The following is a 25,417-nucleotide window of genomic DNA, read 5'->3' on the forward strand; positions in this document are numbered from 1 at the left end:
CTTTTTGTTGAAATTGGTCTGACTGCCTCTTCTCAAGCTTTTCCTGAATGAAGTGATAGCGTCCGTAGATAGCCGAGTGGCGCGCTGGCTGCATGACTGCGGCAACGTAGAGAAGACTTGAGCATCGAGACATTAGTTTTAAGGGGCTGTGCAAAGAACCCCAGAAAAGGCTCCACCCTGTGAAAGACCGCAACAGATTCACCTCAGTAGCAAGTTGATTAAGGAATTTTATGCAAACGCTTACTCCTCCCACGTCTGTCTTTAAGCAACTGAAGAATCGTGAGATTACTTGTGAAGAAGCGCTGAAACTGCTGGTTAATCACCAAGGTGTGATCAGATTCGATCTGCTGGATGCCGAAGTGAGCGATCGCTTCTTCCGCCAGATTTCTGATCGCAGCTCGCTTCATCCAGTGGTGCCACTGCTGCTATGGCGCAACTGTTATTACCTGGGTAGCCCGTTGCCGATGTCGGCTGAAGCAGTGCAGCGGATCAGCGATCGACTGGCAACCGAGATCAAAATCATTCCCATCCATGAGAAGAGTTACCGCGACTGGTTTCGCTTACAAAACCTGGACACAAACCGGATCTGCGGCACAAATTTTGCTAATCCCCTCACTGGCAAGTTTGAACAAGAAGACATTACGCAAACGACAGAACTCTATCTTTCGCAAACAGATAACCAGATTGAGCGCATTAGAGCCATCATTGCCGGCGCACTGAGGAACCGCGCTAGTGATATTCACTTGGAACCGACTGAGGTTGGCTTGCGCGTGCGTTACCGCATTGATGGTATTCTCCGCCATGTCACAACCCTCCCGCCAGACATTAGCCGTCGAGCGATCGTCTCGCTCAAAGTCATGTGTGATATGGATATCTCAGAAAGCCGTCGCCCGCAAGATGGACGCATTGGCGAAAAATACACCTCTGGACAGGAAGAACAGGGGTTGGATCTGCGGGTCAGTACCCTACCATGCGTGAGCGGCAAAAAAGGTGAACCGGGTGAGAAAGCAGTCTTACGGTTACTGCGTCAGCAAAACACGTTCAACACGATCGATGACTTAGGTTTTTCTCAAGAGACGTTGCCCATCTACAAAAGCTGGCTAGAACAGCCGCAGGGCATGGTCATCTTTACAGGACCGACTGGTTCTGGCAAAACCAGCACCCTCTACACCAGCTTGTTAGCTATCTCGACGGAATCCGTCAACATTGTTACGGTCGAAGATCCGGTGGAGTATGTTCTTTCAGGCATTACCCAAACCCAGGTCAATGAGGCAGCAGGCATGACCTTTGCAAGTGGGTTGCGGGCGATTCTTCGTCAAGATCCCGACATTGTGATGCTAGGCGAAATCCGGGATAGCGAAACCGCCGAAACGGGCATTCGTGCCGCCTTAACAGGTCATTTAGTCTTGACCACCTTGCATACTAACGATGCCGTTGGGGCGATTCCCCGTCTCAAAGATATTGGACCCGATCCAGGGCTCATCAGCGATGCGCTCCTAGGGGTCGTGGCTCAACGCCTGGTGCGGCGGGTGTGTCCTCATTGTGCTGAGGCTCATGTGCCAACGGATGCCGAGCTAAACGTTCTGGGTTTAAAGCGTGAGGAAGCCAATACACAAGCTTGGCGACGCGGCAAGGGTTGTTCTCATTGCTTTAACTCTGGTTACTTAGGGCGAGAAGCGGTGATTGAGCTACTCCATGTTGATGACACCGTGCGCCAAATCATTTACGAAGGTTCGCTGACGCAGCTTAACCGTTATCTTAGCGAGATTCGCTTTGCTTCCTTTCGGGTGGCAGCGACCGAAAAAGTGACCACTGGCGTCACCACTGTCGAAGAGGTTAAACGGGTACTGCCCCACAGTGCTTTAAGCCGTAAGACTGCCTTAGAGCGATAGGCACTCTGATCTGCTTGACTTGCTTGGCTACAGACAAGAGACGAGAGAGCAAGGGGGGTAAGTAGCATCGGGTGCTGCTGGTGAATGTATGACAACGTTCCTTGCAAGCACACTGTAAGGCTAATTTGGCAACACAAGAGCAAGCGCGTTAGCGACAAGCACTCAAAGTTGCTCTACAAAAGCTTGCTAGACCTATTGCTCTACAAAAACTAAATAAATGGTCATAAGTAAACAGGGCTTTTCGTAGGATGGGTAAAGCCGTTCCGGCATTCTAGAAAAGCAATTGCGTAACCCATGCCGCTCAAGGATTTGATGCGTTACGGCTACGCCCAACACATCCCACGTTTAATTAAGGCGACCTATTTAGTCAAAGCCTCTGCATACAGGGCTACTCCAGCAGCGTGTCCTCATCCCGATCGCCATAGCTAGTCGAAGAGAATGTTAGGACAGACATCAACCTTGCAACTTCCTTTGAGCAAGAACTTCTCTTCATCCCTTATCCTCTATCCTTTTGCTATAGAGCTTCTCTCGGATGATGGATTGACCTTGCTTCCGAACTCACTAAGACTTATAAAGTAATGAACTTTATAATTCGTGAGTGCTGTGGCGTTTCATCAGGACTATTTAGGGGTGGAACAGCCAGCCATTGGTCAGCTTATTCGAGCACTGCGGCAAACCTTGCCGCTACTTCAAGAGAAGTTTGTCGCGCAACTGGGATTCAGCTTTCCCACTATCAATCGTTGGGAAAACGGTCATGCTACTCCTTCTCCCTTAGCCTCGAGACAAATTGAGATCTTGCTTAACCAGTTGGCTGCGTTACCTGAGGCGATTTTACGGGAACGTAGTCAGGCAAGCCGAGGCAAATACTGTTTCTCAAGGACGCTCAAAGCATGAGTGTAGAGGAACATATGGAACTGCCTGAAGATCGCTTTGTCGGTGGTGGTGAGTTAGGTGCATTTCTACGATCGCACGATTGGTCACAAACGCCGTTAGGTGCTGTCGAAACGTGGACAGAGGGCTTAAAAGCGGGTGTGCAGATACTGTTGACAGAGCTTGATCAAGCCCAGCAGCCAGAGAAAACACAATTAAAAACCGAGTCACAGCCACCCTGCAACAGTAACCCAGCAGCACCCGTTGAACCTACCCGTGCGGCAGCCAAGTGGCGCGAATCGGAAGCAAAATACTGCATGGTGTTGGAGTCCCTTGATGAAGGGTTCTGCCTCTGCGAACTGCTGTTTGATGAGCACGGTGAACCGACTGATTATCGCTTTCTCAAAGTGAATGCGGCGTTTGAACGGTTAACAGGACTGGAGCAAGTGATCGGTAAAACGATACGGGAGTTGGTGCCCGATTACGAAGCCTACTGGTTTGAGATCTATGGCAGAGTTGTGCGAACCAGGGAACCCGCTCGCTTTGAGCAGCAAGCGATCGCTAGCAACCGCTGGTTTAATGTCCACGCCTTTTGCCTTGGTGAGCCGCAAAGTCATCAGTTTGCCGCTTTGTTTACCAACATTACTGAGGCGAAGCATATTGAAGCCGAACGCCAAAAAGTGGAGCAGGAACGCGATCGCTTTCTTGCCGTTGGGTCAGATTTGCAAATAATCATGAGCAGCCACGGGTATTTCCACTGGGTCAGCCCAGCTTTTGAGCATATTCTCGGCTGGACACCTGAGGAAATGACATCCCGCCCCTGGACTGATTTTCTTCATCCAGACGACATTCTTGTCTCTGTTGCGGAAAGCGTCAACGTGCTGTCTGGCTCCGAAACGTTTGCCTTTGAAAACCGCTATCGACACAAAGACGGCTCCTACCGCTGGTTGCTCTGGAGAGCGCAGCCACACCTAGAAGCACAAGTGCTTTACGCAACGGCAGTAGATATCCACGATCGCAAACAGGCAGAAGAAGCGTTGCGGGAAAGTGAAATCCGACTACGATTCATGTTGGATGCCTCCCAAATTGGCGAGTGGGATCTCGACCTGACAACGGAACCTTACACGGCTCACCACTCGCTGGGACACGATCAAATCTTTGGTTATGCATCGCTGCTGCCGGAATGGAGCTACGAAATCTTTTTAGCCCATGTGCATCCGGACGATCGCGTTAGTGTGAATGAAAAGTTTCAAGAAACCCTCTCCGCTAGTACCAATTGGAACTTTGAATGTCGAATCCTTCACCCAGATCAGAGTATCCATTGGATTTGGGTTCGCAGCAGTATTTACTGTGACTCTGACGGCACGCCCACTCGATTATTGGGCATGGTCGTCGATATTACTGATCGCAAGCAGGCAGAAGCCACTATTTTGCAACGGGAAGCGGAGTTTCGCCAACTCGCAGATGCGATGCCACAACAGGTTTGGATCACCGATGCTCAAGGCAACACGCAATATGTGAACCAGCAATGGACAACTTACACCGGGCTAACCCTAGAGCAGACTCAAGACATTCACTATGCCACTCAAGTGATTCATCCGGATGACTTTGAGGGCACGAGTGCTCTGTGGCAGACAGCGCTGGCAACAGGGACACTCTACCAAGCGGAATTTCGCTTGAAACACAGGACTGCTCAGACCTATCGTTGGTTTCTGTCACGAGCGATCGCTATTCAGAACGAACAAGGACAAATTGTGCAGTGGTTTGGCACGAGCACAGACATTGAAGAGTTTAGACGCGCCCAGGCTGAACGAGAACAGCTCTTACAACAAGAACAAATCGCACGCGAAGCCGCCGAAAACGCCAATCGGATCAAAGATGAATTTCTGGCGGTGCTGTCCCACGAGTTGCGATCGCCCCTCAACCCTATCTTGGGCTGGGCGCGGTTGTTACGCACTGGCAACCTCGATCCGGCTCGTCAAAGGGATGCCTTAGCCACGATCGAACGCAATGCCAAACTGCAATCACAACTGATTGAAGATTTGCTCGACATTTCCCGCATTATGCAGGGCAAAATGACCTTGACAGCAACTCCAGTTAGTTTGGCATTGATCATTTCTGCAGCAGTCGAAACCGTTCGCTTGGCGGCAGATGCTAAGCAGGTTGCGATCGTACTTGACCTCGATGCAGCCGTCTCTTTTGTCTCTGGTGATGCGAGTCGCTTGCAGCAAGTGGTCTGGAATCTGCTGACCAATGCCGTCAAATTCACGCCCAATGGCGGACAAGTGACAGTTAAACTGCGGCAAGTGGAGCAATTAGCTCAGATTCGAGTAATTGATACAGGCATCGGCATCAAGGCTCCCTTCCTTCCTTATGTGTTTGAGTATTTTCGGCAGGAAGATGGTTCCACCACTCGCAGCTTTGGAGGCTTGGGTTTAGGATTGGCGATCGTGCGGCAAATTGTGACGCTACATGGCGGCACCGTTACAGCAGAGAGTCCGGGTGAGCAGCAAGGTGCCATCTTTACTGTACAGCTACCAACTCTGCCACAAACAACACCGCTTATGGCTGCGGTCACCAACCTTCAATCAGCCTCGGAACGGCTCTTAGATAACGTTCACATTTTACTGGTAGATGACGATACAGACACCCGTAAATTTGAAGCTTTTCTGCTAGAACAACAGGGGGCAACGGTCACAGCAGTTGACTCTGGTTTCGCTGCGTTGCAAGCATTGGAGCACTTTACACCGGCTGTAGTTATCAGCGATGTGGGTATGCCAGACATGGATGGCTACCAATTGATGCAGCGGCTTCGCTTACGTCCACCTACTCAGGGCAGTACAGTACCCGCGATCGCTCTTACTGCCTATGCTACCGATGTTGACCAACAACGAGCTATGCAAGCTGGCTTTCAAAGACACTTGACGAAGCCGCTAGACCCAGAACGCTTCGTAAGCACAATCATCAGCCTGCTTAAACCAAACCAGAGTGAGGATGCAGGCAGGTGAGCGGTAATGTTGGGTTTGAGGCGCAGTGGAACGTAAAACCGGGTAGAAAGGTCAGACCCATGGCTTAAGCCTGAAACATAGGCAACAGCCAGAGCAGCGATCGCACACGGAAAGGGACTGCCGAAGCTTCAGAAGGACATGAAGGTTGTCCCGCTCGACGCGCTTGCTTGCCTGCTAAATAGTCATCGTACGCCTTCAAGAGCATCTCAGCCCGTTCTCGGTTTGTAGTGGTCACTGTACTGCTCCCTTAGTATCTTGCTTTGAAAATATGATCACATTTTCCTTCTTAGCCTTACGTCGTCCTATCGGTTGATTGCCTAGTAGTCCTCCCATTTAGATGGATAGTGATATGGGTTTGAAATCCTGCTTGCAGCGCCTTCAGACAGTCGCCTGCGGTGGCATAATACCAAATCCAAAAGACGTTACAGATCAATCGATCCACACTCAATTCCTCTCCCAAGGAGAGAGGGACTTTGCCTTTAGCACCCTTCTCCTCCAGGAGAGGGGCTGGGATGAGGGCAAAGGATCTGTACCCCTTACAATTTGATTTGGTATTACACCCACTGCTGTAGCCATCAAAGCTGATTGCTGACCGCTGACCGCTGGCAATGATCAACAGTGCTATCGCTTATAGCGGCTTTAGCACCATAAGCACCACAATGGAGCGTCCCGCTACAGGTAACACTTGTTCGCCTGTAAAGACTCGTTCATCCTGGATAAAGCGCGACTCTTTTGTATCAATTATCATCTTCCACTTTTGGTTGGCAAAGCCGTTGGGTAAAACAAACTCGATCGTTTCCCAATGTGCATTAAAGAACAGCAAAAAACTATCATCGCTAATCTTTTGACCTTGCGGACCCGGGCTCGGAATCATATTGCCATTGAGGAAAAGTGCAATTGACTTCGTGTAGCCCACATCCCACTGCTCTGGCATCATCTCTGTACCATCGGGGTTATACCAACCAATATCAGGTACCCCACGAATAGCCTGCCCCTGAAACCACTTCCGCCGTCGAAAAACAGGATGCCGTCGCCGGAAATAGATGAGTTCACGGCAAAAATCTAACAGCTCTGCATTTTCTTTGACTAGCTCCCAGTTAAACCAGGAAAGTTCGCTATCCTGACAATAGCCATTGTTATTTCCTTGCTGAGTGCGTCCCATCTCATCACCGCCTAACAGCATCGGAATGCCCTGCGATAGCATCAGCGTTGTCAGAAAATTACGCCGCTGGCGCTCTCGCAACTGCAAAACATCTGGATCATCAGTCTCACCTTCAACGCCACAATTCCACGAACGGTTATGACTTTCACCGTCGCGATTATCTTCACCATTCGCCTCATTGTGTTTCTCGTTGTAGCTCACGACATCATTTAGCGTGAAACCATCATGCGCCGTAATAAAGTTGATGCTGGCGTTCGGTCGCCGTCCGTTTTGCTGGAAGTACAAATCAGGGCTACCAGTGAGACGGTAAGCAAATTCGCCTAATGTTTCATCCTCGCCGCGCCAAAAGTCGCGCACTGTGTCACGATACTTCCCATTCCACTCCGACCACAGTACTGGAAAGTTGCCTACCTGATAGCCACCATCACCGACATCCCACGGTTCCGCAATCAACTTCACATCTGCTAGCACTGGATCTTGGTGGATAATATCGAAGAATGCCGCCAGGCTGTTAACTTCGTAAAGCTCACGTGCAAGAGCAGATGCTAGGTCAAAGCGGAAGCCATCCACATGCATCTCCGTGACCCAGTAACGCAAACTGTCAGTAATAAGCTTTAGCACTTGTGGATGACGCACATACAGAGAATTGCCACAGCCTGTAAAGTCCATGTAGTAGCGCTCATTACCTTCCATCAGTCGGTAATAGTTGCAATTATCAATACCGCGTAAGGAAAGAGTCGGTCCCAGATGATTACCTTCACCAGTATGGTTATAAACAACATCCAGAATCACTTCGATGCCAGCCCGATGGAGTGCTTTTACCATCGCCTTGAACTCAACGACTTGTTGCCCTAAAGTACCGCTGGCGCTGTAGCCTGCATAAGGTGAAAAATAGTTGATTGAATCGTAGCCCCAGTAGTTTCTCAACCCTTTATCAGCAAGATGACCTGGGTTAGCAAGGAAATGATGGATGGGCATCAGTTCCACAGCGGTAATGCCAAGTCGCTGTAGGTGCTGAATGGCTGCTGTATGCCCTAGCCCAGCATAGGTGCCACGCCATGCCGCTGGAATCTCTGGATGGTTTTTGGTGAAGCCTTTAACGTGCGTCTCATAAATAATGGTTTCGTGCCAGGGAGTTCGCAGTAGCGTATCACCTTCCCAATCAAACGTTTGATCCACCACAACCGATTTCGGCACAAAAGGAGCACTATCACTGTCCGAGAACGATAGATCTTCTGCCGGATCTTCCCAGTTGTAGCCTGAGAGTGCTGCATCAGGAAGCACATCCCCATCAATGGCTTTGCCATAAGGGTCAATCAAGAGCTTATTTGGGTTAAAACGAAACCCTTTCTCTGGTTCATAAGGTCCGTGAACCCGAAAGCCATAGCGCTGTCCCGGTCCAACGCCCGGTAGATAGCCGTGCCAAACAAAGTTACTCACTTCTGTGAAAGCGATCCGTGTTTCTTGATCGTCACGATCGAACAAACAGAGTTCTACACCCGTAGCGTACTCCGAAAAAAGCGCGAAGTTAGTGCCTTTGCCGTTCCAAGATGCACCCAGAGGATAAACATTGCCAGGCCAAAGGGGAAGATACATGATAGTTATACCAGTAGAAAGGTGGAGCTTCAGTAGGGACGACAGCACATTAAGTCGTTAAACAGACAGCGCTGCTTAACGGTAATGTGTCGCTATAGCGACTTTGGAAGAATATGGTAAGCCCAAAAGCTTTACATTAGACTGTAGCGATCCTTATTTCTTTTGCCTATCTATCTCAAGCCAGAGCAAATTCATTTGCCGCCCTTGCCCCTCTTGCGTTTGGCTAAAACTCCAACAAGTGAAGTCTTAGAGCAGGCTTTAACCAAGATTATTAACAAATGCTTTCCCGCTATTAATCGCCTCGACTGGTTCGCTCACTGTCGCTGATTCATCTAAGAACTGCTGTAAATCATACAATGAGCCTACTTCTTAAATGTTAAGAAGTGAAGTAATATTGCTGCCGCACTGATTCAAAAGCGCGTCATCTATCTTAGGTATAAGGATAAGCGTATACTGGTAGATTATTTAAGCTTAAAAGCCTATCAAATTACCGTTCCTACACTGAGCGTGATGAACGCCGACCATTTACTTAAATACAAGCATAAGTAAGTAGGTGCATATAATTAATTTGTGCATATTGATAGCGCGAACATCTCACTGTTAAGGCAAGTAATTTACGCTGCATCGATAATCTGATCTGGGCTGCCTATCTAATCCTCTTTCTTAAAGAATGGTCCTATTCCTAAAGTTTTTACACGATAAAGCTCCCGAAACCAGACTTTTTCTATCTAAGCGTACTACCTAGGCAAAAAAATAATGAGTACTACGATCACGGGCTATAAATTGCTCGATGTCCTTCATGAAGGAGCCACCACTTGCGTTTATCGGGCAAAGACAGTGTCTGAAAGCGAGTTAGGAGAAACGTCTGTCATTATAAAAACGTTGAAAGCCGAGTATCCAACAATTGAGCAACTGAATCGCTTAAGACGCGAGTACCAAATTCTACAAGACCTAGAAATCGAAGAAGTTGTCAAGCCTTTAGCGTTAGAAAGTGATGGTAACGGGCTAGCTCTGATCTTGTCTGATTTTGATGGGGAATCGTTGGCAAAAGTGATTGCAGAAAAACGGTTTACCTTAAACAATTTTTTACAAATTGCAATTCGCCTAGCCTCAATTTTGGTACAGCTTCATCAGCAAACTATTATTCACAAAGATATTAAATCTCATAACATCCTTATTAACGAAACAACGGGTGAAATCAGACTGATTGATTTTGGTATTTCTACACGCCTGTCGAGAGAAAACTCAACGATTAGTCATGTCAATGCCCTTGAGGGAACGCTTTCCTATATGTCTCCCGAACAGACTGGGAGAATGAACCGCTCGATCGACTACCGCACAGATTTTTATTCTCTGGGTGTTACGTTTTACGAGATGCTAACTGGGCAGTTGCCATTTGCCGCTGTTGATGTCTTAGAGATTATTCACTGCCACATTGCTAAAACACCAATTCCGCCCCACTTTGTCCATGCGGATATTCCAGAGCCTGCATCTAACATTGTCCTGAAGCTACTAGCTAAAACGGCGGAAGACCGCTATCAAAGTGCCCTAGGGCTGAAGGCTGACTTAGAGATTTGTCTAGAGATGCTGCAAACCTCGGGTGCGGTTTCTCATTTTGAGGTGGGAGAGTTCGATTTATTTAGCCAGTTTTCGATTCCAGAGAAGTTATATGGACGCAATCACGAAGTTGGGTTGTTGATGGAAACCTTCGATCGCGTCAGTACTGGCACCACGGAAGTTATGTTGGTGAAGGGCTACTCCGGCATTGGTAAATCGTCGCTAGTCCATGAAATTCACAAACCCATTGTTGGAGCAAGAGGCTACTTCATCTCTGGTAAATTTGACCAATTTCAACGAAATGTTCCTTACTCTGCCATGATTATGGCTTTTCAATCATTAGTGAAACAGCTTTTGACTGAAAGCGAAATTCAACTGACGCAATGGCGCACTGATCTTTTGACTGCTCTTGGTAGCAATGCTCAAGTCATTATTGATGTGGTTCCAGAAGTAGAACTAATCGTTGGTAAACAACCTGTCCCTTTAAACTTGGCACCCACTGAAGCACAAAATCGATTTAACCTCATTTTCCAAAACTTTATTCGTGTCTTCTGCTCACCAGAGCATCCTTTAGTTTTGTTTCTCGACGATTTGCAATGGGCTGATTCCGCTACGCTGAGGTTGCTGGAGGTAATCCTGACCAATACAGAAGCGGGCTATTTGTTTTTGATTGGAGCCTATCGAGATAATGAAGTTAGCCTGAGTCATCCTTTGAGCATGGCATTAAATGCTCTTCGGTCTAAAGCCGTTGTCATGCATGAAGTCAGCCTAGCTCCCTTGGGGATTGTGGATATTAGCAATCTTGTTGCTGATACGCTTCACACTGATGCAATGGCTGCCCAGCACTTAGCCGAATTAGTTAACCGCAAAACATCGGGCAATCCCTTTTTTGTAAATCAATTTCTCAGAACGCTGTATCAGGAAAACTTGTTGACTTTTAAGCCTCTACCGAATCAAGTGAAGGCTTGCTGGCAATGGTCTATAGACCAAATTGAAGCGCTTGATATTACAGATAATGTTGTTGAACTGATGATTCATAAGTTACGAAAATTACCTGAATCGACTCAGCGTCTCTTGCAGTTAGCAGCATGTGTGGGGAATATCTTTGACTTGCAGACGCTTTCAATAATTTATAAGCGATCGCCAGCTGAGACATATCAAGATCTTTGGTCAGCAATTGAAGAAGATTTAATCTTTCCAACCTCTGAGTTAACACTTGCACCAGCAGTTTTGACCGATCCGTATTTAGTGGACTTGGAATTGAGGTTTCTCCACGATCGTGTACAACAGGCAGCATACGCATTAATTGATGACAGTTCTAAGCAGGCTACTCATTTACAAGTAGGTCGATTGCTGTGGCAAAACACATCACCAGAGACGTTATCAGAAAAGTTATTTGAGATCGTTGATCACCTTAATTTAGGAATCAGGCGAATTACAGACAAAGCAGAACGAACGGCGATCGCTCAACTAAACTTAATGGCTGGGCAGAAAGCAAAAGCTGCCATAGCTTATGCTGTGGCAACAGCATATCTGCGGGTAGGGATAGGATTGTTAGCAGACGATAGCTGGACTGATCAGTACCACTTAGCATTGGCACTTCATACTGAAGTCACTGAATCAGCCTATTTGAGCGGTGATTTTGAAGCGATTCCAAAATTCGTTGATGTCGTACAGCAGTGCGCCAAAAATCTATTAGATAAAGTAAAAGTACACGAAATTCAGATTCAAGCGTGTGTATTGCAGAACAAACTGCTAGAAGCCGTTAACATAGCACAACAAACCTTAAAATTGTTAGGGGTAGATTTTCCCGAAAATCCTGCACTTTCTGACGTGGGGAAAGCACTTTCTGAAACAGCGGCAATAGTCCATAACAAGCGAATTGAGGCTTTAATTGATCTGCCTCAAATGAGTGATCCCTACCAGCTAGCTACTATCAGACTCCTAGCCAGGATCTTTGCTCCCGCCTATATTGCGGCTCCTGCACTGTTGCCATTGACGGTATGCAAACAAGTTAATTTATCAGTCCAATATGGAAATGCTTCTGTTTCCCCGATCGCTTATGCCAACTATGGTCTTTTGCTCTGTGGAGTGGTAGGAGACATTGATTCAGGCTATCAATTTGGTCAATTAGCATTGAATCTGCTGTCAACATTAAATGTTCAGGATATTAAAACTAAAACAATTGTTATAGTCAACATCTTTATCCGACCCTGGAAAGAGCATCTGAGACAAACTCTAGCGTCTTTGATGTCAGCCTACTCTAGCGGTATGGAAACCGGAGATTTAGAGTTTGGTGCATTTGGTCTGTTGGTGTACTCCTACTTCGCTTACTACAGCGGTAAAGAACTGACAGGTTTAGAAAAGGAGATGGCAATTAATAGAGATGCTATTGCTAAAATCAACCAAAAAACAGCACTGAATTATCACGAAATTTATTGGCAAGCTACTTTAAATTTGCTTAGAAAAAGTAAAAATCCTTGCCGTCTTCAAGGTGAAGCCTGTGATGAGCAGATAAGACTGCCAATTCATGAGCAAGCAGCTGATAAAGCAGCGATCGCCTACATCTATTTAAATAAACTTTTACTGTGTTATTGGTTTGAAAGTTACTCAGAGGCGATTGAAAATGCTGCGATAACAGAGAATTATTTAGACGCCGTTGTTGCCACACCGCATGTTCCGCTCTTCCATTTCTACGATTCTCTAACTAAGCTGGCGATATATTCTAATATGCCACAGACAGAGCAAAAAAACTTTCTTGATAGAGTAAACGCAAATCAAGAAAAGATGCAGAAATGGGCGCGCCATGCCCCAATGAATTATTTGCATAAGCTTTATCTTGTAGAAGCAGAACGCTACCGTGTACTCGACGAAAAAGTTAAAGCTGCGGAACTGTACGATGAAGCCATTGCTTTAGCTAAAGAAAACGAATATTTGAATGAAGAAGCACTTGCTTGTGAGCTTGCTGCTAAATTTTATTTGACATGGGGTAGAGACGCGATCGGTCAACTCTATCTACAGAAGGCATACCACGCGTATCAGGTTTGGGGTGCTCAAGCTAAAGTTGAGCATTTAGAAGAAAAATATCCTCAACTTCTAGCTAGAACTTCAGTTAAGAGCGGCACAGCAACAACAAGTCCTCAAAGAACGACTACTCATCCTGAAACGGATCACAACCTGGATTTAGCCACTGTGATGAAGGCAGCTCAAGCTCTTTCAGGTGAGATTGTTTTAGACAAGTTGCTGACAACCTTAATGCAGATTTTGCTTGAAAATGCAGGTGCAGAAACAGGGGTCTTAATTCTAGAAAAGGCTGGAAAACTCTTGATCGAAGCAACCGGACGTGTTGATCAAGGTGATATAACCGTTCAACAATCACTTGCTGTAGAAATGAGTCAGCTACCGCTTTCAATCATCAACTATGTACGACAGACTCAGGAGAATGTGGTTCTGAATGAGGCGGCCCGTGAGGGGCTTTTTACAACAGATGGCTATATTCTTAATCATCAGCCAAAGTCTGTTTTGTGTACGCCGATCGTTCATCAAGGCAAACTCATTGGCATTCTTTATCTAGAAAACAATTTGACGGCCGGTGCTTTCACGTCAGAGCGCGTCGAAATTTTACAGCTTTTATCATCACAAGCTGCTATCTCCATTGAGAATGCTCGTTTGTACACTGACTTGGAAGATGCCAATATCAATTTGAAACGATCGCATGAACAGTTAGAGGATTATAGTAAAACCCTGGAAGCGAAAGTAGAAGAACGGACAATACAACTACAGCAAGAGGTGCGCGATCGCCAGCGGGCTGAAGAAATCGCTCAATCTGCCAATCGAGCCAAGAGCGAATTTTTGGCAAACATGAGCCATGAACTTCGTACACCGCTCAATGGCATCTTAGGATATACCCAAATTTGTCGAAAAGACCGAGCGTTGTCTGAACAGCAAAAGAATCGTATTGCGATCATTCATCAGTGCGGAGAACATCTGCTAACGCTGATTAATGATGTTTTAGATCTGGCTAAAGTTGAAGCTCGGAAGATGGAATTGTATCCGAGAGAGGTTCATTTGGATGAATTATTACAAAGCATTATAGAAATCTGCAAAATCAAAGCTGAACAAAAGGGCATTCCATTAATTTATCAAACGCGATCGCCTTTGCCCAAAGTGATTCAAGCTGATGACCAACGCTTACGTCAGGTCTTGCTGAACCTGCTCGGCAATGCCATCAAGTTCACCGAAAAGGGAGCGATCGTCTTTAAGGTGGGCTATCACAAACAAAAGCTTCGCTTTGAAGTTGAAGACTCAGGCGTTGGTGTCGCTTCTGACCAACTTGATGAGATTTTTCAGCCGTTTCACCAGGTTGGCGAAAATAACCGTAAGACAGAAGGCACAGGCTTAGGACTAGCTATCAGTCGTCAACTGCTTGAGATGATGGGAGGACGGCTTCAGGTCAAGAGTGTCCTGGGCACAGGGAGCACCTTCTGGTTTGATCTAGACCTACGCGTACTTCCTTCGACTGATGTTGCAAATGTCTTAAAACGTACAATTACTGGAGTCAAAGGCGACAAGCGAAAAGTTCTCATCGTGGACGACAAACCAACTAATCGCTCTATCCTTGTCAATCTCTTAGAGCCGATCGGGTTTGACGTGCTAGACGCTGTAGATGGTGAAGACGGACTAAAGAAGGCACAAACATTTCAACCGGATGCCATCTTAATTGATTTAGTAATGCCAAACATAGATGGGTTTGAGGCAACTCGTCGGCTTAGAACAATGCCAGCTCTAAAAGATGTGGTCGTGATCGCAATCTCGGCTAGTGTCTTTGAATTCGATCAGCAACAGAGCCTTAAAGTGGGCTGCAACGATTTTCTACCGAAACCGATTCGGGAAGACGAGCTGCTTCAGAAGTTGCAAGACCATCTAAAACTAGAATGGGTTTACGAGTATGAGAGCGAATCTAGGGAACCCCAAAAAGCAGGAGCTAAAGCGGAAAATGAGTCAGCGAGTTTTTCCTCTGCTCCCTCTGAATTCGCTATTCCACCCGCAGAAGAGATTGCTATCTTTCTAGATTTAGCTATGCGAGGAGACTTACGAGCGATCGCCAAACGAGCAACCCGATTAGAGGAGTCGAACCAGCAGTGGAGCCCTTTTGCCAGCCACTTGCGGCAGCTTGCCAAAGAATTTAAGGGACGGCAAATTTTAGAGTTTTTGAAGCAAGTTTGAGAGGAGTCCATGAATACAGAGATTGCCGAAAAAGGTGTCATCTTGATCGTGGATGATACGCCCACAAACTTAAATGTGCTGCTTGATCTGCTAGAGACTGCTGAGTTCAAAGTGGTGATCGCTGAAGATGGAGAAAGAGCGATCGCTCTAGCAGAGTATGCTCCACCTGATTTAATTTTGCTAGACGTTCTCATGCCTGGAATCGATGGGTTTGAAACGTGCCGCCGCTTAAAAACAAACTCAGCTACACAAGAGATTCCAGTCATTTTTCTGACCGCCGTTAGCGATAACGTTGATAAGGTCAAAGGCTTGAATCTTGGAGCCGTTGATTACATCACTAAACCGCTGAATCATGAAGAGGTTTTAGCGCGAGTCAATACCCACTTTCGGCTGCAAACCCTGGCTAAGCGATTAACGGAACAGAATGAGCGACTAGAAAAGGAAATCCGGCAGCGTCAGCAGGTAGAAGCAGAACGCGAGCAAGCCTTTAGAGCACTACAGCGTAGTGAAGCTCGATTTAGACGTTTAATTGAATCTAATGTAATTGGCATTATCTTTAGCAAGATGGATGGCAGCATTACAGATGCCAATGATGCCTTTCTCCGAATTATTGGCTACGATCGCGCCGATATGGAAGCTGGGGCTATTAATTGGCAGGCAATGACGCCTCCAGAATATGCCCATTTGCATCAAGCAGCATTGGCAGAATTAAGCACTACTGGAGCGTTTACCGCCTTTGAGAAGGAATACGTTTGCAAAGATGGTCACCGCATTCCTGTCCTCATTGGCGGAGCGTTGCTTGATGAATCTCAGGCTATCGTTGCTTTTATTCTTGACCTAACTCAGCATAAGCAAGCAGAAGACAAAATTCGTGAACAAGCGGCTTTGCTCAACATCACAACAGATGCCATTCTAGTGAGAGATTTAGACAACAAAATTCAGTATTGGAACAAGGGCGCAGAGCACGTCTATGGGTGGAAGGCTGAAGAAGCGATCGACCAAAATGCGAATCAACTTCTGTATCGACCAGACTCGCTCAAGCAACTTGAAATTGCTCAAAGCAGTTTAATCGAGTCTGGTACATGGCAAGGTGAATTGTATCAAATTAATAAACAGGGTAAGGAAACCATTGTTGCTAGCCGTTGGACCCTCATGCGTGATGCACAGGGGCAACCTAAATCTGTCTTAACGGTTAATACAGACATCACTGAAAAGAAACAGCTCGAAAGCCAGTTTCTGCGGATGCAACGGCTCGAAAGTTTGGGTACCTTAGCAGGTGGCATTGCTCATGATCTCAACAATATTCTGACCCCTGTTCTTAGTACGGCTCAACTGTTACAACTTAAGTTTCCTGATGCCGGTGAGCAAAGTCAGCATTTGCTTAAAATTGTTGAAACAAACACTAGACGCGGGGCTGCTTTGGTTAAGCAAGTACTTCAATTTGCTCGTGGTGTAGAGGGTAAACGGGCGATCGTGGACGTGAAACATCTGATCCATGAAGTTAAGCAGATTGCTGAGAAGACGTTTCCTAAATCCATTGAGCTGCTGACCAATGTAGAACCAGGACTTTGGTTGGTTTCTGGAGATGCAACCCACCTGCATCAAGTGCTGATGAATCTGTTCGTTAATGCTCGTGATGCGATGCCCCATGGCGGTACACTCACCATTTCTGCCGAAAATCTATTTGTCGATGAATACTATGCCCGTATGAATCTTGATGCATCTGTTGGTTCATATATTGGTATCACAGTCAAAGACACTGGCATTGGCATGCCAGCCGAAATTATGGATAGAATTTTTGAACCATTTTTTACAACGAAAGAGATTGGTAAAGGGACAGGGTTAGGGCTTTCTACTGTAAGGGGTATTGTTAAAAGTCACGACGGGTTCATTAATGTGTTTAGCAGGGTTGGTCAAGGAACTGAGTTCAAAGTATTTTTACCAGCTGTAGAAGCGACTGTTTCTCCACAAGTAGAACCTCCTAATCTGTTTGATGGAAATCAACAATGGATCCTTGTTGTCGATGATGAAATCGAAATTTTAGAAACAACAAAAGTTTCGCTAGAAGCCTACAACTACCACGTGCTGACAGCTAATGATGGCATTGAAGCGATTTCACTTTATGCTCGATACAAGCACAGAATTGCTGTTGCACTGGTGGATATGATGATGCCATCAATGGACGGCATAACAACAATTCAAACCCTGCAAAAAATCAACCCGCAGCTCAAAGCAATTGTAATCAGTGGCTTTGTACCTAATGATAAATTGAGAGGGGTAGGCGAAATCAAAAACTTTATCGCTAAGCCCTACACCATTCAACAACTGCTGCAAACAATACAGACCGTATTAGAACAACCTTTTTAAGCAGAAATTTGAACGTTGATCAGCTTCATACCTACACCATCTCTACGCTTCTTGAAGGTATGGGAGTCGGGCAATTGTTGATCGTTTGGCAACGGCACAGTCAGCTTATGCAAAACGAAGAAATAAGTGTCATAACTGAAGGAATAAATGCCACAGCCGCTTTTGCCTCAAAGCTTTACAGAGCAAGGCTTGAGACTTTTTAGTCGCCAGTTTTTAGAAAAACGCAACTAAAAGATTCCATGTCATTTTGTGGGGGCTGAAGGAATAAACGTCTTCAATCTGTCTCAATAGAATGGAAGGAGATGAGCAAACCGCTGTCGAGCTGAGTTGATGGAGAGTGATGATCGCCTCCCAAAAGGTCATTCACTTTATCATGAAGTCAATCCTTGCAGGCTGTGTGTTGGAGGTAAACCGAATGAGTTGGTAGTGTCGTACCCGAGGGCGATCGCTAAGATCAAGTTACGTGTCACTGTTCCGCACCATCCACTGAATTTCTAAGCGATGCCGCAACTCTGCGAACTTTGCCAGCGCGAGATGTCTGCGCTCACCGAACATCACCTGATTCCGCGTCAAAAGACGAAACGCAAGGGGCTTGCCCCCAGCCCCACGATTCAAATTTGCTCTGCCTGTCACCGACAAATTCACACGCTCTACGACAACTCCCATTTAGCACTACACCTGAATACTCTAGAAAAGCTAAAGCAAGACATACAGCTACAAAAATTTCTCGCCTGGGTTCACAAGCAAGACCCAAATAAACGAGTGAAAATAGATCGAAAGCGGTAGATTTCGCCTGAAGCCGTTACAATCGGTTCCAGATTGGCAATCTGTCGCGGGTGAACTGAAGTCGTGAAACTCACTGCTCCGGTTCACCTCACGCTCAAGGAGAGCGGGTTGGATCGCATTGGTGGAGCGATCGCCAAGATAAAATTGCTTTTCACTTCTGACAATGAATCGTCATTTCGGGATATTAAGTAGAGTGCCAAAGCTTTAAGACTGTTTTGCGTTACACCAGTAGATGGTGTTTGGACGTTAGCTGAAGCCTGTGAAATTAAACTATAAACGCTTGGGACTCCTGATATTCGCGATTCTGCTGGTTGTCTCGTCCTGGTTGGGAATCGCGACCGCCCGATCGGGACTGGCGGTGCGGTCGTTCCAAAAAGAGGGTATTCCTCTGCTCTACCTGACTCCTCAAGGGGCAAAGGCAGTCCCAGGAGTGTTGGTTGCACATGGGTTTGCAGGCTCCAAACAGCTGATGTTGGGCTATGCACACGTTCTGGCTCATGCAGGCTACGCAGTCATGCTCTGGGATTTTGACGGGCATGGCGCGAATGGAACTCGCTTACAGCGTTATGAGCTACAGCAGAATCTAGATGTTGCTTTGCAAGCTCTCCTAGAACAACCCCAGGTTGACCCAAATCGCTTGGCATTGCTGGGACACTCGATGGGCAGCGGGATTGTGATGACGGCTGGGATTCGTAACCCTAATCGCTTCGCCGCAACAGTTGCCGTTTCCCCAACCGGGGCGAACGTGACTCCCCAATCTCCCCGCAATTTGCAACTACAGGCAGGGAGTGGAGAGGGACGTTTTGTGAGCAATGCCGAACGCTTGCTGGCACAGGCGGGGGGTGAAAACACGAACCTGGCAACAGGGCAGGGGCGGTCATTGGTAGTCATTCCCGGTGTTGAACACATCACCATTTTGTTTAGTGATAGGAGTCATGAGGCAGCACTGCGCTGGCTGGATGCAACATTTGGCAAAACCAACGGTAGTCAGTACGTTGATCGCCGCATGGCTTGGTACGGCTTACATTTACTGGGCTGGCTAGTGGGGTTGGCAGCCATCGCACCGCTTCTAACCCAACCCCAAACGCTTGTCACAAAAATAGCTCCTGTCCGACGCTGGGCAGGCTTAATCGTTGCACCACTGGCGGCAACCGCAGGGTTAGTCCTTCTAAGCCAACGGTTTGAACTCCAGAATTTAGGTGGGGTTCAAGTGGGTGGAGCGGTTGGAGTCTGGTTTTTGCTTGCCGGGTTAACCTGGCTGGGAGTACTAGCGCGTCTACCTCGTCCGACCCTGCGTGCCGTTGGGCTGGGAGTTTTACTGTTTGTTATCCTCTGGGTTGCCTTTGGGGCAATGGCGCAGGTAGTGTGGCTTCAGTGGTGGCTCATTCCCATTCGACTGAAGGTGTGGTTGCCAATCGCGATCGCCTGTTTTCCCTGGTTTCTGGCAGTGGGAATCGTGCAAGAGCATATTGGGGTCCGCAAACGTCTTCTCTGGTGGTTGGGACAGAGCGTCGTTTTGATTGGCGGCTTCGTGTTAACGCTCAACTTTTTACCGCAATTGGGCTTTATGTTTTTGCTTCTGCCGCTCTTTCCGCTATTGATGGGCATCTTGTCTCTGGTTGCTGGCTTGCTAAATCGAGCATGGGTCTACGCGATCGGCTCTGCTTTGTTCTTTGGTTGGTTATTGGCAGCAGGCTTTTCCCTCTCTGCTTGATCTGTGTGCGCTGGCAATTCGCCCTTGAGACTCAGCCCCTCTTGCAACGATTTGGTTACAGTCACGAAGCAGTCTCCATCGCGCAAGGCAGTCTCTATCTAACGTGATTGGATAAGGAAAGGGGAGGGAAGTACGCTGAAATTAACCAAAATACTCAGCCCCATGTTTAGCTTAGAAGCCTTGTTCTGCTCAATCGCTGACTGCTGCCAACGCTTTAAACCGAGCTGGCAACGGCAGTGACTCACCAGCGTTTGTATAAACAGGCTTGCAAATGCGCCATCATTGAATCGATCATTGACCAACTCAAGAACATCTCCCAGATCGAGCATTCGCGCCATCGTAGCCCCGTTCACTTCTGCGTCAATGTTCTGTACGGTTTGATTGCTTACTGTCGTCAGCCTAAGAAACCCACCCTTAACCTGGACGACGTTTTAGTCTATGCCCTTAGCCAAAACTCACGTTAGTACGCCCTTGACGCCTTGTAGTATGTTGTATTATATTGTGGTATGAGGTGAGGCACCAAGCAGCTAAAGCAATGACCACTCGCGCCCTTCCAAACACAAAGCTGCTCTTGAAGCCTTTAGGGTCTAGCAAGACTCATGCTGCGGGTAACGCTGCCCCCCTTTAAGAGGAGCGATTCAGCAGTTTCGTCTTTCGCCCCAAAACGCATTCACGTTAGTGTGCCGTAGGCGATCGTGATGTAACGGCTAGCATCTGAGTCTGCCAGTCTCAGCGTATGGGTATCCTCTTTGGAAACGCTTACGCGAACGAGTCCCATCGATCGCTTGGGCGTGCCGCTAGGCAATCGCTCTTGTCTTCCCCTAGCGCTTACCCGGAGCCGTTCACTGGATGGCAGCAACAGGAATGGGAACCCATCCACTCATACAGAGTAAACCCGCAAGATCAACAAGGATACGAAACCATGCCTTACGAAACTTTGCCTTTAGACACTCGCGCCCCCGTCCTCTCTTGGGCAGGGCACGCGCTGGGACACGAAGAAGCGCGGATGGCACGCAATGTTGCCTCACTTCCGTTTGTGTTTAAGCACGTCTCCCTGATGCCCGATGTGCATCTTGGCAAAGGGGCGCTGGTCGGTTCCGTGGTGGCAACCAAGGACGCGATCGTGCCGGCTGCGGTCGGTGTGGATATCGGTTGTGGGATGGCAGCGGTCAAAACGCCTTACACTGCCGCGCAATTAGAAGGAAAGCTCAAGCAGATCCGCCTGGACATTGAGGCGGCAATTCCCACGGGCTTTAACGATAATAAGGAAATTGAAAAGACCGTCTCCAACTGGCAGGGCTGGCAGGATTTCAAGCATCTGCATCCCAAGGTGCAAGGATTGGAAGGAAAGGCAAGCAAACAGATGGGTTCACTTGGCGGCGGCAACCACTTTATTGAGGTTTGCCTCGACACCGAGGATCAGGTCTGGTTGATGCTGCACTCTGGTTCGCGGCACATTGGTAACGTCTTGGCGCAACGGCACATCGAAACCGCAAAGGAGTTAGCGAAGCTGGCGGGAGCCAAACTGCCCGATCCTGACCTGGCTCACTTTGTGCAGGGCACACCAGAGTTTGCTGCCTATTGGCATGACCTGCAATGGGCACAGGGTTATGCCCTCTACAACCGAGTGGTGATGATGGCACGCTTCCAACGGATTGTTGAACGTCATCTGGCAGGCGGGAAGCCTATGAAAGCGTTGCTGACGGTGAACTGCCACCACAACTACGCGGAACAGGAAACCCACTACGGCGAGCCTGTGTATGTAACTCGCAAGGGTGCAGTGCGTGCTCGTGAAGCGGATTACGGCATCATCCCTGGTTCGATGGGTGCCCAGTCATTCATCGTCAAGGGCAAAGGCAACACCCACAGCTATTGCTCGTGTTCGCATGGGGCGGGACGGCTAATGTCACGCAACAAGGCGAAACTCCACTTCAGCCTAGATGACTTGATTCAGCAAACAGCGGGTGTGGAGTGTCGTAAGGATGCTGGGGTCATTGATGAGATTCCGGGCGCTTACAAGCCGATCGCCCAGGTTATGGCAAATCAGTCCGACTTGGTTGAGGTGGTTGCGACGCTCAAGCAGGTTGTCTGTGTCAAAGGTTAGCCTTAGCGGCGGCAATTAGCCTGCTGTTCAGTAGCGCAATGAGCGATCGTCATGGCGATCGCTCTTATAATCCTGTAACGCAGTAGGGAGAGTGCCTCCCTTACAAAGCCAAATGCATGTTCAAATTCAAACTTTGACAAAACCCTGTGCTTAATCTTTGCAACAGAACCACTAAGTGTGGGAACGCGATGCATGGGATTCTAGAACTTCAGTTTGAGCCAGTTCTAAACCGGAACTTGTAATGTGTTTGAGAATTTTTTCGACTAGGCTAACGAAGCGAGCATCTTGCCGATAGCGAGGGCGTGGCAAATTAATCGGTAGATCGAGAGCAGGGCGACCTTCATCTAGCATAATGACGCGATCGCCTAATGCTACTGCTTCTTCCACATCATGAGTGACCAACAGTGCCGTAAATTGTTGCTGCTGCCACAGCGACTCAATCAAGCTCTGCATTTCGGTGCGAGTTAACGCATCCAAAGCACCCAAGGGTTCGTCTAATAGCAGCAAGCGAGGCTGTCGCGCAAGGGCACGTGCCAGAGCTACCCGTTGTCGCTGTCCACCTGATAGCTTTGCCACCCAATCACGAGTACGAGCCGCCAGACCAACTTGTTGCAGTGCCCAGAGCGCTTGTTCTTGCCAATTGTCACGTAGACCTAAGCCAACATTTTCGAGGACTCGCTTCCAGGGCAACAGCCGAGCATCCTGAAACATTACCCGTGCGTCGCTATTCAACTTTTTAATGGGTTGCCCATCCTGCAACACACCGCCAGCAGTAGGTCGATCAAGTCCAGCAACTAACCGCAACAATGTGCTTTTGCCGCAACCGCTGCGCCCGACGATCGCCACAAATTGCCCCGGTGGAATTTCTAAGTTAATGCCTCGCAGCACTGGATGTTGTCCAAAGCGTTTCTCAAGCCCGATAAGGTTCAAGCTTGCGCCCTTGGCTGAAGTTGTTACTACTGTTGTCATTGCCTACGTCCTTACGCTTGTGCCGATTGATAGCTTGGATGCCATTGCAGCAGCCATTGTTCTAGGAGTCGTGCCAAAATATCCGCTAGCTTGCCCAGCAGTGCATAGAGCAAGATACTAAAGACCACTACATCCGTTTGTAAAAACTCGCGAGCATTCATTGCCATATATCCAATGCCCGAGTCAGCCGCGATCGTTTCTGACACAATCAACGTGAGCCACATAATGCCCAGCGAAAAGCGCACACCGACCAAAATCGCTGGCAACGCACTTGGCAAGATGATTTGCCAAAACAATTCAAAAGGCTTTAGCCCGTAAACTTTACCCATCTCCAACAAGCCTTGATCAACGGTGTGTACTCCGTGATAAGTGTTGAGATAAATCGGAAACAAAACCCCGATCGACACTAAAAAAATCTTCGCCTCTTCATCAATGCCAAACCACAAAATCACTAATGGAATCAGTGCTAAGTGTGGAATATTTCGCAACATCTGTAACGAGGTATCGAGCAGCTTTTCGGCAAAGGGAAAAATACCGTTGAGCAAGCCCAAAATAAAGCCAAGGCTGCCCCCGATCGCAAAGCCGATTAGCGCTCGGGCTGTACTGACATACAAGTTTCGCCACAGTTCACCAGTTGCAGCAAGATTCAACCCTGCTTGCACAACCGCCGTTGGTGCAGGTAGCACCCGTGACGGAACGATGCCCGTTTGCACAAGCAGTTGCCAACTCAGGAGGAGAAGAACCGGAACACTCCACGGAATCAGTCGCTGTAACTGTTTAGAAAGGAAATTAGACATTGATGGAAAGGTACGGTAAGAGAAAGATGTTTGGTGAGTTAAGTGGCGGTCGTGTCGCAGACAAACAGTCTGCTAGCAGCATTTAATCGACCGTTAATTGAGAAATTTGTTGTTGCTGAGGAAACGCCTCATTGGCGACCACTTCACCAAAGGGACTGAAGAGAACTTGTTGCTGAGTGGTTGGTAGATTGTCTAGTGGCAAGCGGGGAAAGAGTAATTCGGCGACACGGTAGGCTTCTTCTAAGTGGGGATAGCCAGAAAGGATGAAGGTGTCGATACCAAGCTCGCTGTATTCCAGCATGCGTGCTGCGACAGTAGCGGGATCACCAACCAACGCTGTGCCAGCACCGCCACGCACTAGCCCAACCCCTGCCCACAAATTAGGGCTGATTTCTAAGGCAGAGCGATCGCCCCCATGTAGTTGAGTCATCCGGCTCTGTCCCACTGAATCCATCCGAGCGTAGGCTTTTTGGGCAGTGGCGATCGCGGCTTCATCCACATAGCGAATGAGTTGATCGGCAGCATCCCAGGCTTCGCTTGTGGTTTCGCGGACAATCACATGCAGACGAATGCCAAACTTGAGTGTGCGTCCTTCAATTTCTGCCAACCTACGAGCGGCTGCAATCTTTGCTGCAACTTGCTCAGGTGGTTCGCCCCAGGTGAGATACACATCGACATGCTTCGCTGCGATTTGTTGTGCGATCGGAGACGAACCGCCAAACCACAAGGGTGGATAAGGGGTTTGTACAGGCAAAAACAGCAATTTGCTCTCTTCTACCTGGATGTGTTCGCCGCTAAAATCGGTCACGTTGCCCGTCATCATTTGTCGCCAAATGGTGAGAAATTCATCGGTGACATGGTAGCGATCGTCATGGCTGAGATGCACACCATCCCCTGCCAGTTCGACTGGATCACCGCCTGTCACTACGTTGATCAACAAACGCCCACCAGAGAGACGATCGAACGTTGCTGCCATGCGCGCTGCGACACCAGGCGACATCAGCCCAGGGCGAATTGCCACAAGAAACCGCATCCGCTGGGTATGCGTTACGAGGGTAGAGGCTACAACCCATGCATCTTCACACGATCGACCAGTAGGTAAGAGCGCACCTGTATAACCAAGATGATCGACCGCCTGAGCAATCTGGCGCAGGTAGGCAAAATCGGTACTGCGTCCCCCTGTACTCGTTGCCAGGTAGCGTCCATCGCCATGAGTTGGAATAAACCAAAGTAGCTGCATAGTAAATCTAGTGAATCTTTGTGGCGCGATCGAGGACTACTTAGAAACAGCAAAAAATCATTGCTGCTTTAACTGTTAGCGGTTAGCTATCAACCTTTCTCCAACCGCTGACCGCCGCTGCATGATTAA

17 protein-coding genes and 1 pseudogene are annotated in these 25,417 nt (G+C 47.9%); 12 read left to right on the forward strand and 6 right to left on the reverse strand.

All coding sequences use genetic code 11. The features are described 5' to 3' along the window. Positions 1 to 230: 230 nt before the first annotated feature. From H6F76_RS12550 to H6F76_RS12560, 4 genes are all read left to right on the forward strand, one after another. Entirely contained in the window at positions 231 to 1,892 is a 1,662-nt protein-coding gene (locus H6F76_RS12550) for a GspE/PulE family protein (protein WP_190508591.1), read from the forward strand. 294 nt (positions 1,893 to 2,186) lie between these two features. Next, a complete protein-coding gene (locus tag H6F76_RS31025; RefSeq protein ID WP_277881216.1) occupies positions 2,187 to 2,321 on the forward strand; it encodes a hypothetical protein in 135 nt (44 codons plus the stop codon). A 165-nt stretch (positions 2,322 to 2,486) separates the two neighbouring features. Then, positions 2,487 to 2,786: a helix-turn-helix transcriptional regulator gene (locus H6F76_RS12555; protein WP_199322067.1), complete on the forward strand. Its 300-nt coding sequence runs from the start codon at positions 2,487 to 2,489 to the stop codon at positions 2,784 to 2,786. Positions 2,787 to 2,800: 14 nt separating this feature from the next. Beyond that, on the forward strand, positions 2,801 to 5,770 hold the full coding sequence (locus H6F76_RS12560; protein ID WP_190508593.1) for a PAS domain-containing protein: 2,970 nt from the start codon (positions 2,801 to 2,803) through the stop codon (positions 5,768 to 5,770). A 64-nt stretch (positions 5,771 to 5,834) separates the two neighbouring features. On the opposite strand, the gene H6F76_RS12565 is transcribed toward H6F76_RS12560, so the two are convergent. Together H6F76_RS12565 and glgX are read right to left on the reverse strand one after the other, a co-directional pair. Beyond that, complete coding sequence (locus tag H6F76_RS12565) at positions 5,835 to 6,005, reverse strand: hypothetical protein (protein ID WP_190508595.1); 171 nt, start codon at positions 6,003 to 6,005, stop codon at positions 5,835 to 5,837. A 393-nt stretch (positions 6,006 to 6,398) separates the two neighbouring features. Then, positions 6,399 to 8,528, reverse strand: a complete 2,130-nt coding sequence (glgX, locus tag H6F76_RS12570) for a glycogen debranching protein GlgX (protein WP_190508597.1) — start codon at positions 8,526 to 8,528, stop codon at positions 6,399 to 6,401. A 162-nt stretch (positions 8,529 to 8,690) separates the two neighbouring features. Between glgX and H6F76_RS12575 the strand changes: the two genes are divergently transcribed. The 7 genes and pseudogenes from H6F76_RS12575 to H6F76_RS12600 form a co-directional block, all read left to right on the forward strand. Next, on the forward strand, positions 8,691 to 8,855 hold the full coding sequence (locus H6F76_RS12575; protein ID WP_190508599.1) for a hypothetical protein: 165 nt from the start codon (positions 8,691 to 8,693) through the stop codon (positions 8,853 to 8,855). 429 nt (positions 8,856 to 9,284) lie between these two features. Then, positions 9,285 to 15,311: a hybrid sensor histidine kinase/response regulator gene (locus tag H6F76_RS12580; protein WP_190508601.1), complete on the forward strand. Its 6,027-nt coding sequence runs from the start codon at positions 9,285 to 9,287 to the stop codon at positions 15,309 to 15,311. 9 nt (positions 15,312 to 15,320) lie between these two features. After that, on the forward strand, positions 15,321 to 17,678 hold the full coding sequence (locus H6F76_RS12585; protein WP_190508602.1) for a response regulator: 2,358 nt from the start codon (positions 15,321 to 15,323) through the stop codon (positions 17,676 to 17,678). A gap of 534 nt (positions 17,679 to 18,212) precedes the next feature. Continuing rightward, complete coding sequence (locus H6F76_RS31475) at positions 18,213 to 18,464, forward strand: hypothetical protein (protein ID WP_347276022.1); 252 nt, start codon at positions 18,213 to 18,215, stop codon at positions 18,462 to 18,464. Positions 18,465 to 18,527: 63 nt separating this feature from the next. Continuing rightward, complete coding sequence (locus H6F76_RS31030; protein ID WP_277881217.1) at positions 18,528 to 18,656, forward strand: hypothetical protein; 129 nt, start codon at positions 18,528 to 18,530, stop codon at positions 18,654 to 18,656. 67 nt (positions 18,657 to 18,723) lie between these two features. Further along, positions 18,724 to 20,178 carry an alpha/beta fold hydrolase gene (locus H6F76_RS12595; RefSeq protein WP_347276010.1) on the forward strand — a complete coding sequence of 485 codons (1,455 nt, stop codon included), beginning with the start codon at positions 18,724 to 18,726 and terminating at the stop codon, positions 20,176 to 20,178. 269 nt (positions 20,179 to 20,447) lie between these two features. Continuing rightward, positions 20,448 to 20,642 (forward strand): annotated as a pseudogene (locus H6F76_RS12600) (transposase); the annotation flags it as partial. Between the two features lie 206 nt (positions 20,643 to 20,848). Here H6F76_RS12600 and H6F76_RS12605 read toward each other — a convergent pair. Beyond that, positions 20,849 to 21,058: a hypothetical protein gene (locus H6F76_RS12605; protein ID WP_190508606.1), complete on the reverse strand. Its 210-nt coding sequence runs from the start codon at positions 21,056 to 21,058 to the stop codon at positions 20,849 to 20,851. A 42-nt stretch (positions 21,059 to 21,100) separates the two neighbouring features. Here H6F76_RS12605 and H6F76_RS12610 point away from each other — a divergent pair, with 42 nt between their 5' ends. Further along, positions 21,101 to 22,282, forward strand: a complete 1,182-nt coding sequence (locus H6F76_RS12610; RefSeq protein WP_190508608.1) for an RtcB family protein — start codon at positions 21,101 to 21,103, stop codon at positions 22,280 to 22,282. A gap of 171 nt (positions 22,283 to 22,453) precedes the next feature. On the opposite strand, the gene H6F76_RS12615 is transcribed toward H6F76_RS12610, so the two are convergent. The 3 genes from H6F76_RS12615 to ssuD form a co-directional block, all read right to left on the reverse strand. Beyond that, on the reverse strand, positions 22,454 to 23,251 hold the full coding sequence (locus H6F76_RS12615; protein WP_190508611.1) for an ATP-binding cassette domain-containing protein: 798 nt from the start codon (positions 23,249 to 23,251) through the stop codon (positions 22,454 to 22,456). Positions 23,252 to 23,262: 11 nt separating this feature from the next. After that, complete coding sequence (gene ssuC / locus H6F76_RS12620; protein WP_190508613.1) at positions 23,263 to 24,048, reverse strand: aliphatic sulfonate ABC transporter permease SsuC; 786 nt, start codon at positions 24,046 to 24,048, stop codon at positions 23,263 to 23,265. 82 nt (positions 24,049 to 24,130) lie between these two features. Beyond that, positions 24,131 to 25,288, reverse strand: coding sequence for an FMNH2-dependent alkanesulfonate monooxygenase (ssuD, locus tag H6F76_RS12625; protein ID WP_190508615.1), 1,158 nt, complete (start codon positions 25,286 to 25,288; stop codon positions 24,131 to 24,133). Between the last annotated feature and the right edge of the window lie 129 nt (positions 25,289 to 25,417).

The organism is Leptolyngbya sp. FACHB-321 (assembly GCF_014695975.1).
Classification (GTDB): domain Bacteria; phylum Cyanobacteriota; class Cyanobacteriia; order Leptolyngbyales; family Leptolyngbyaceae; genus Stenomitos.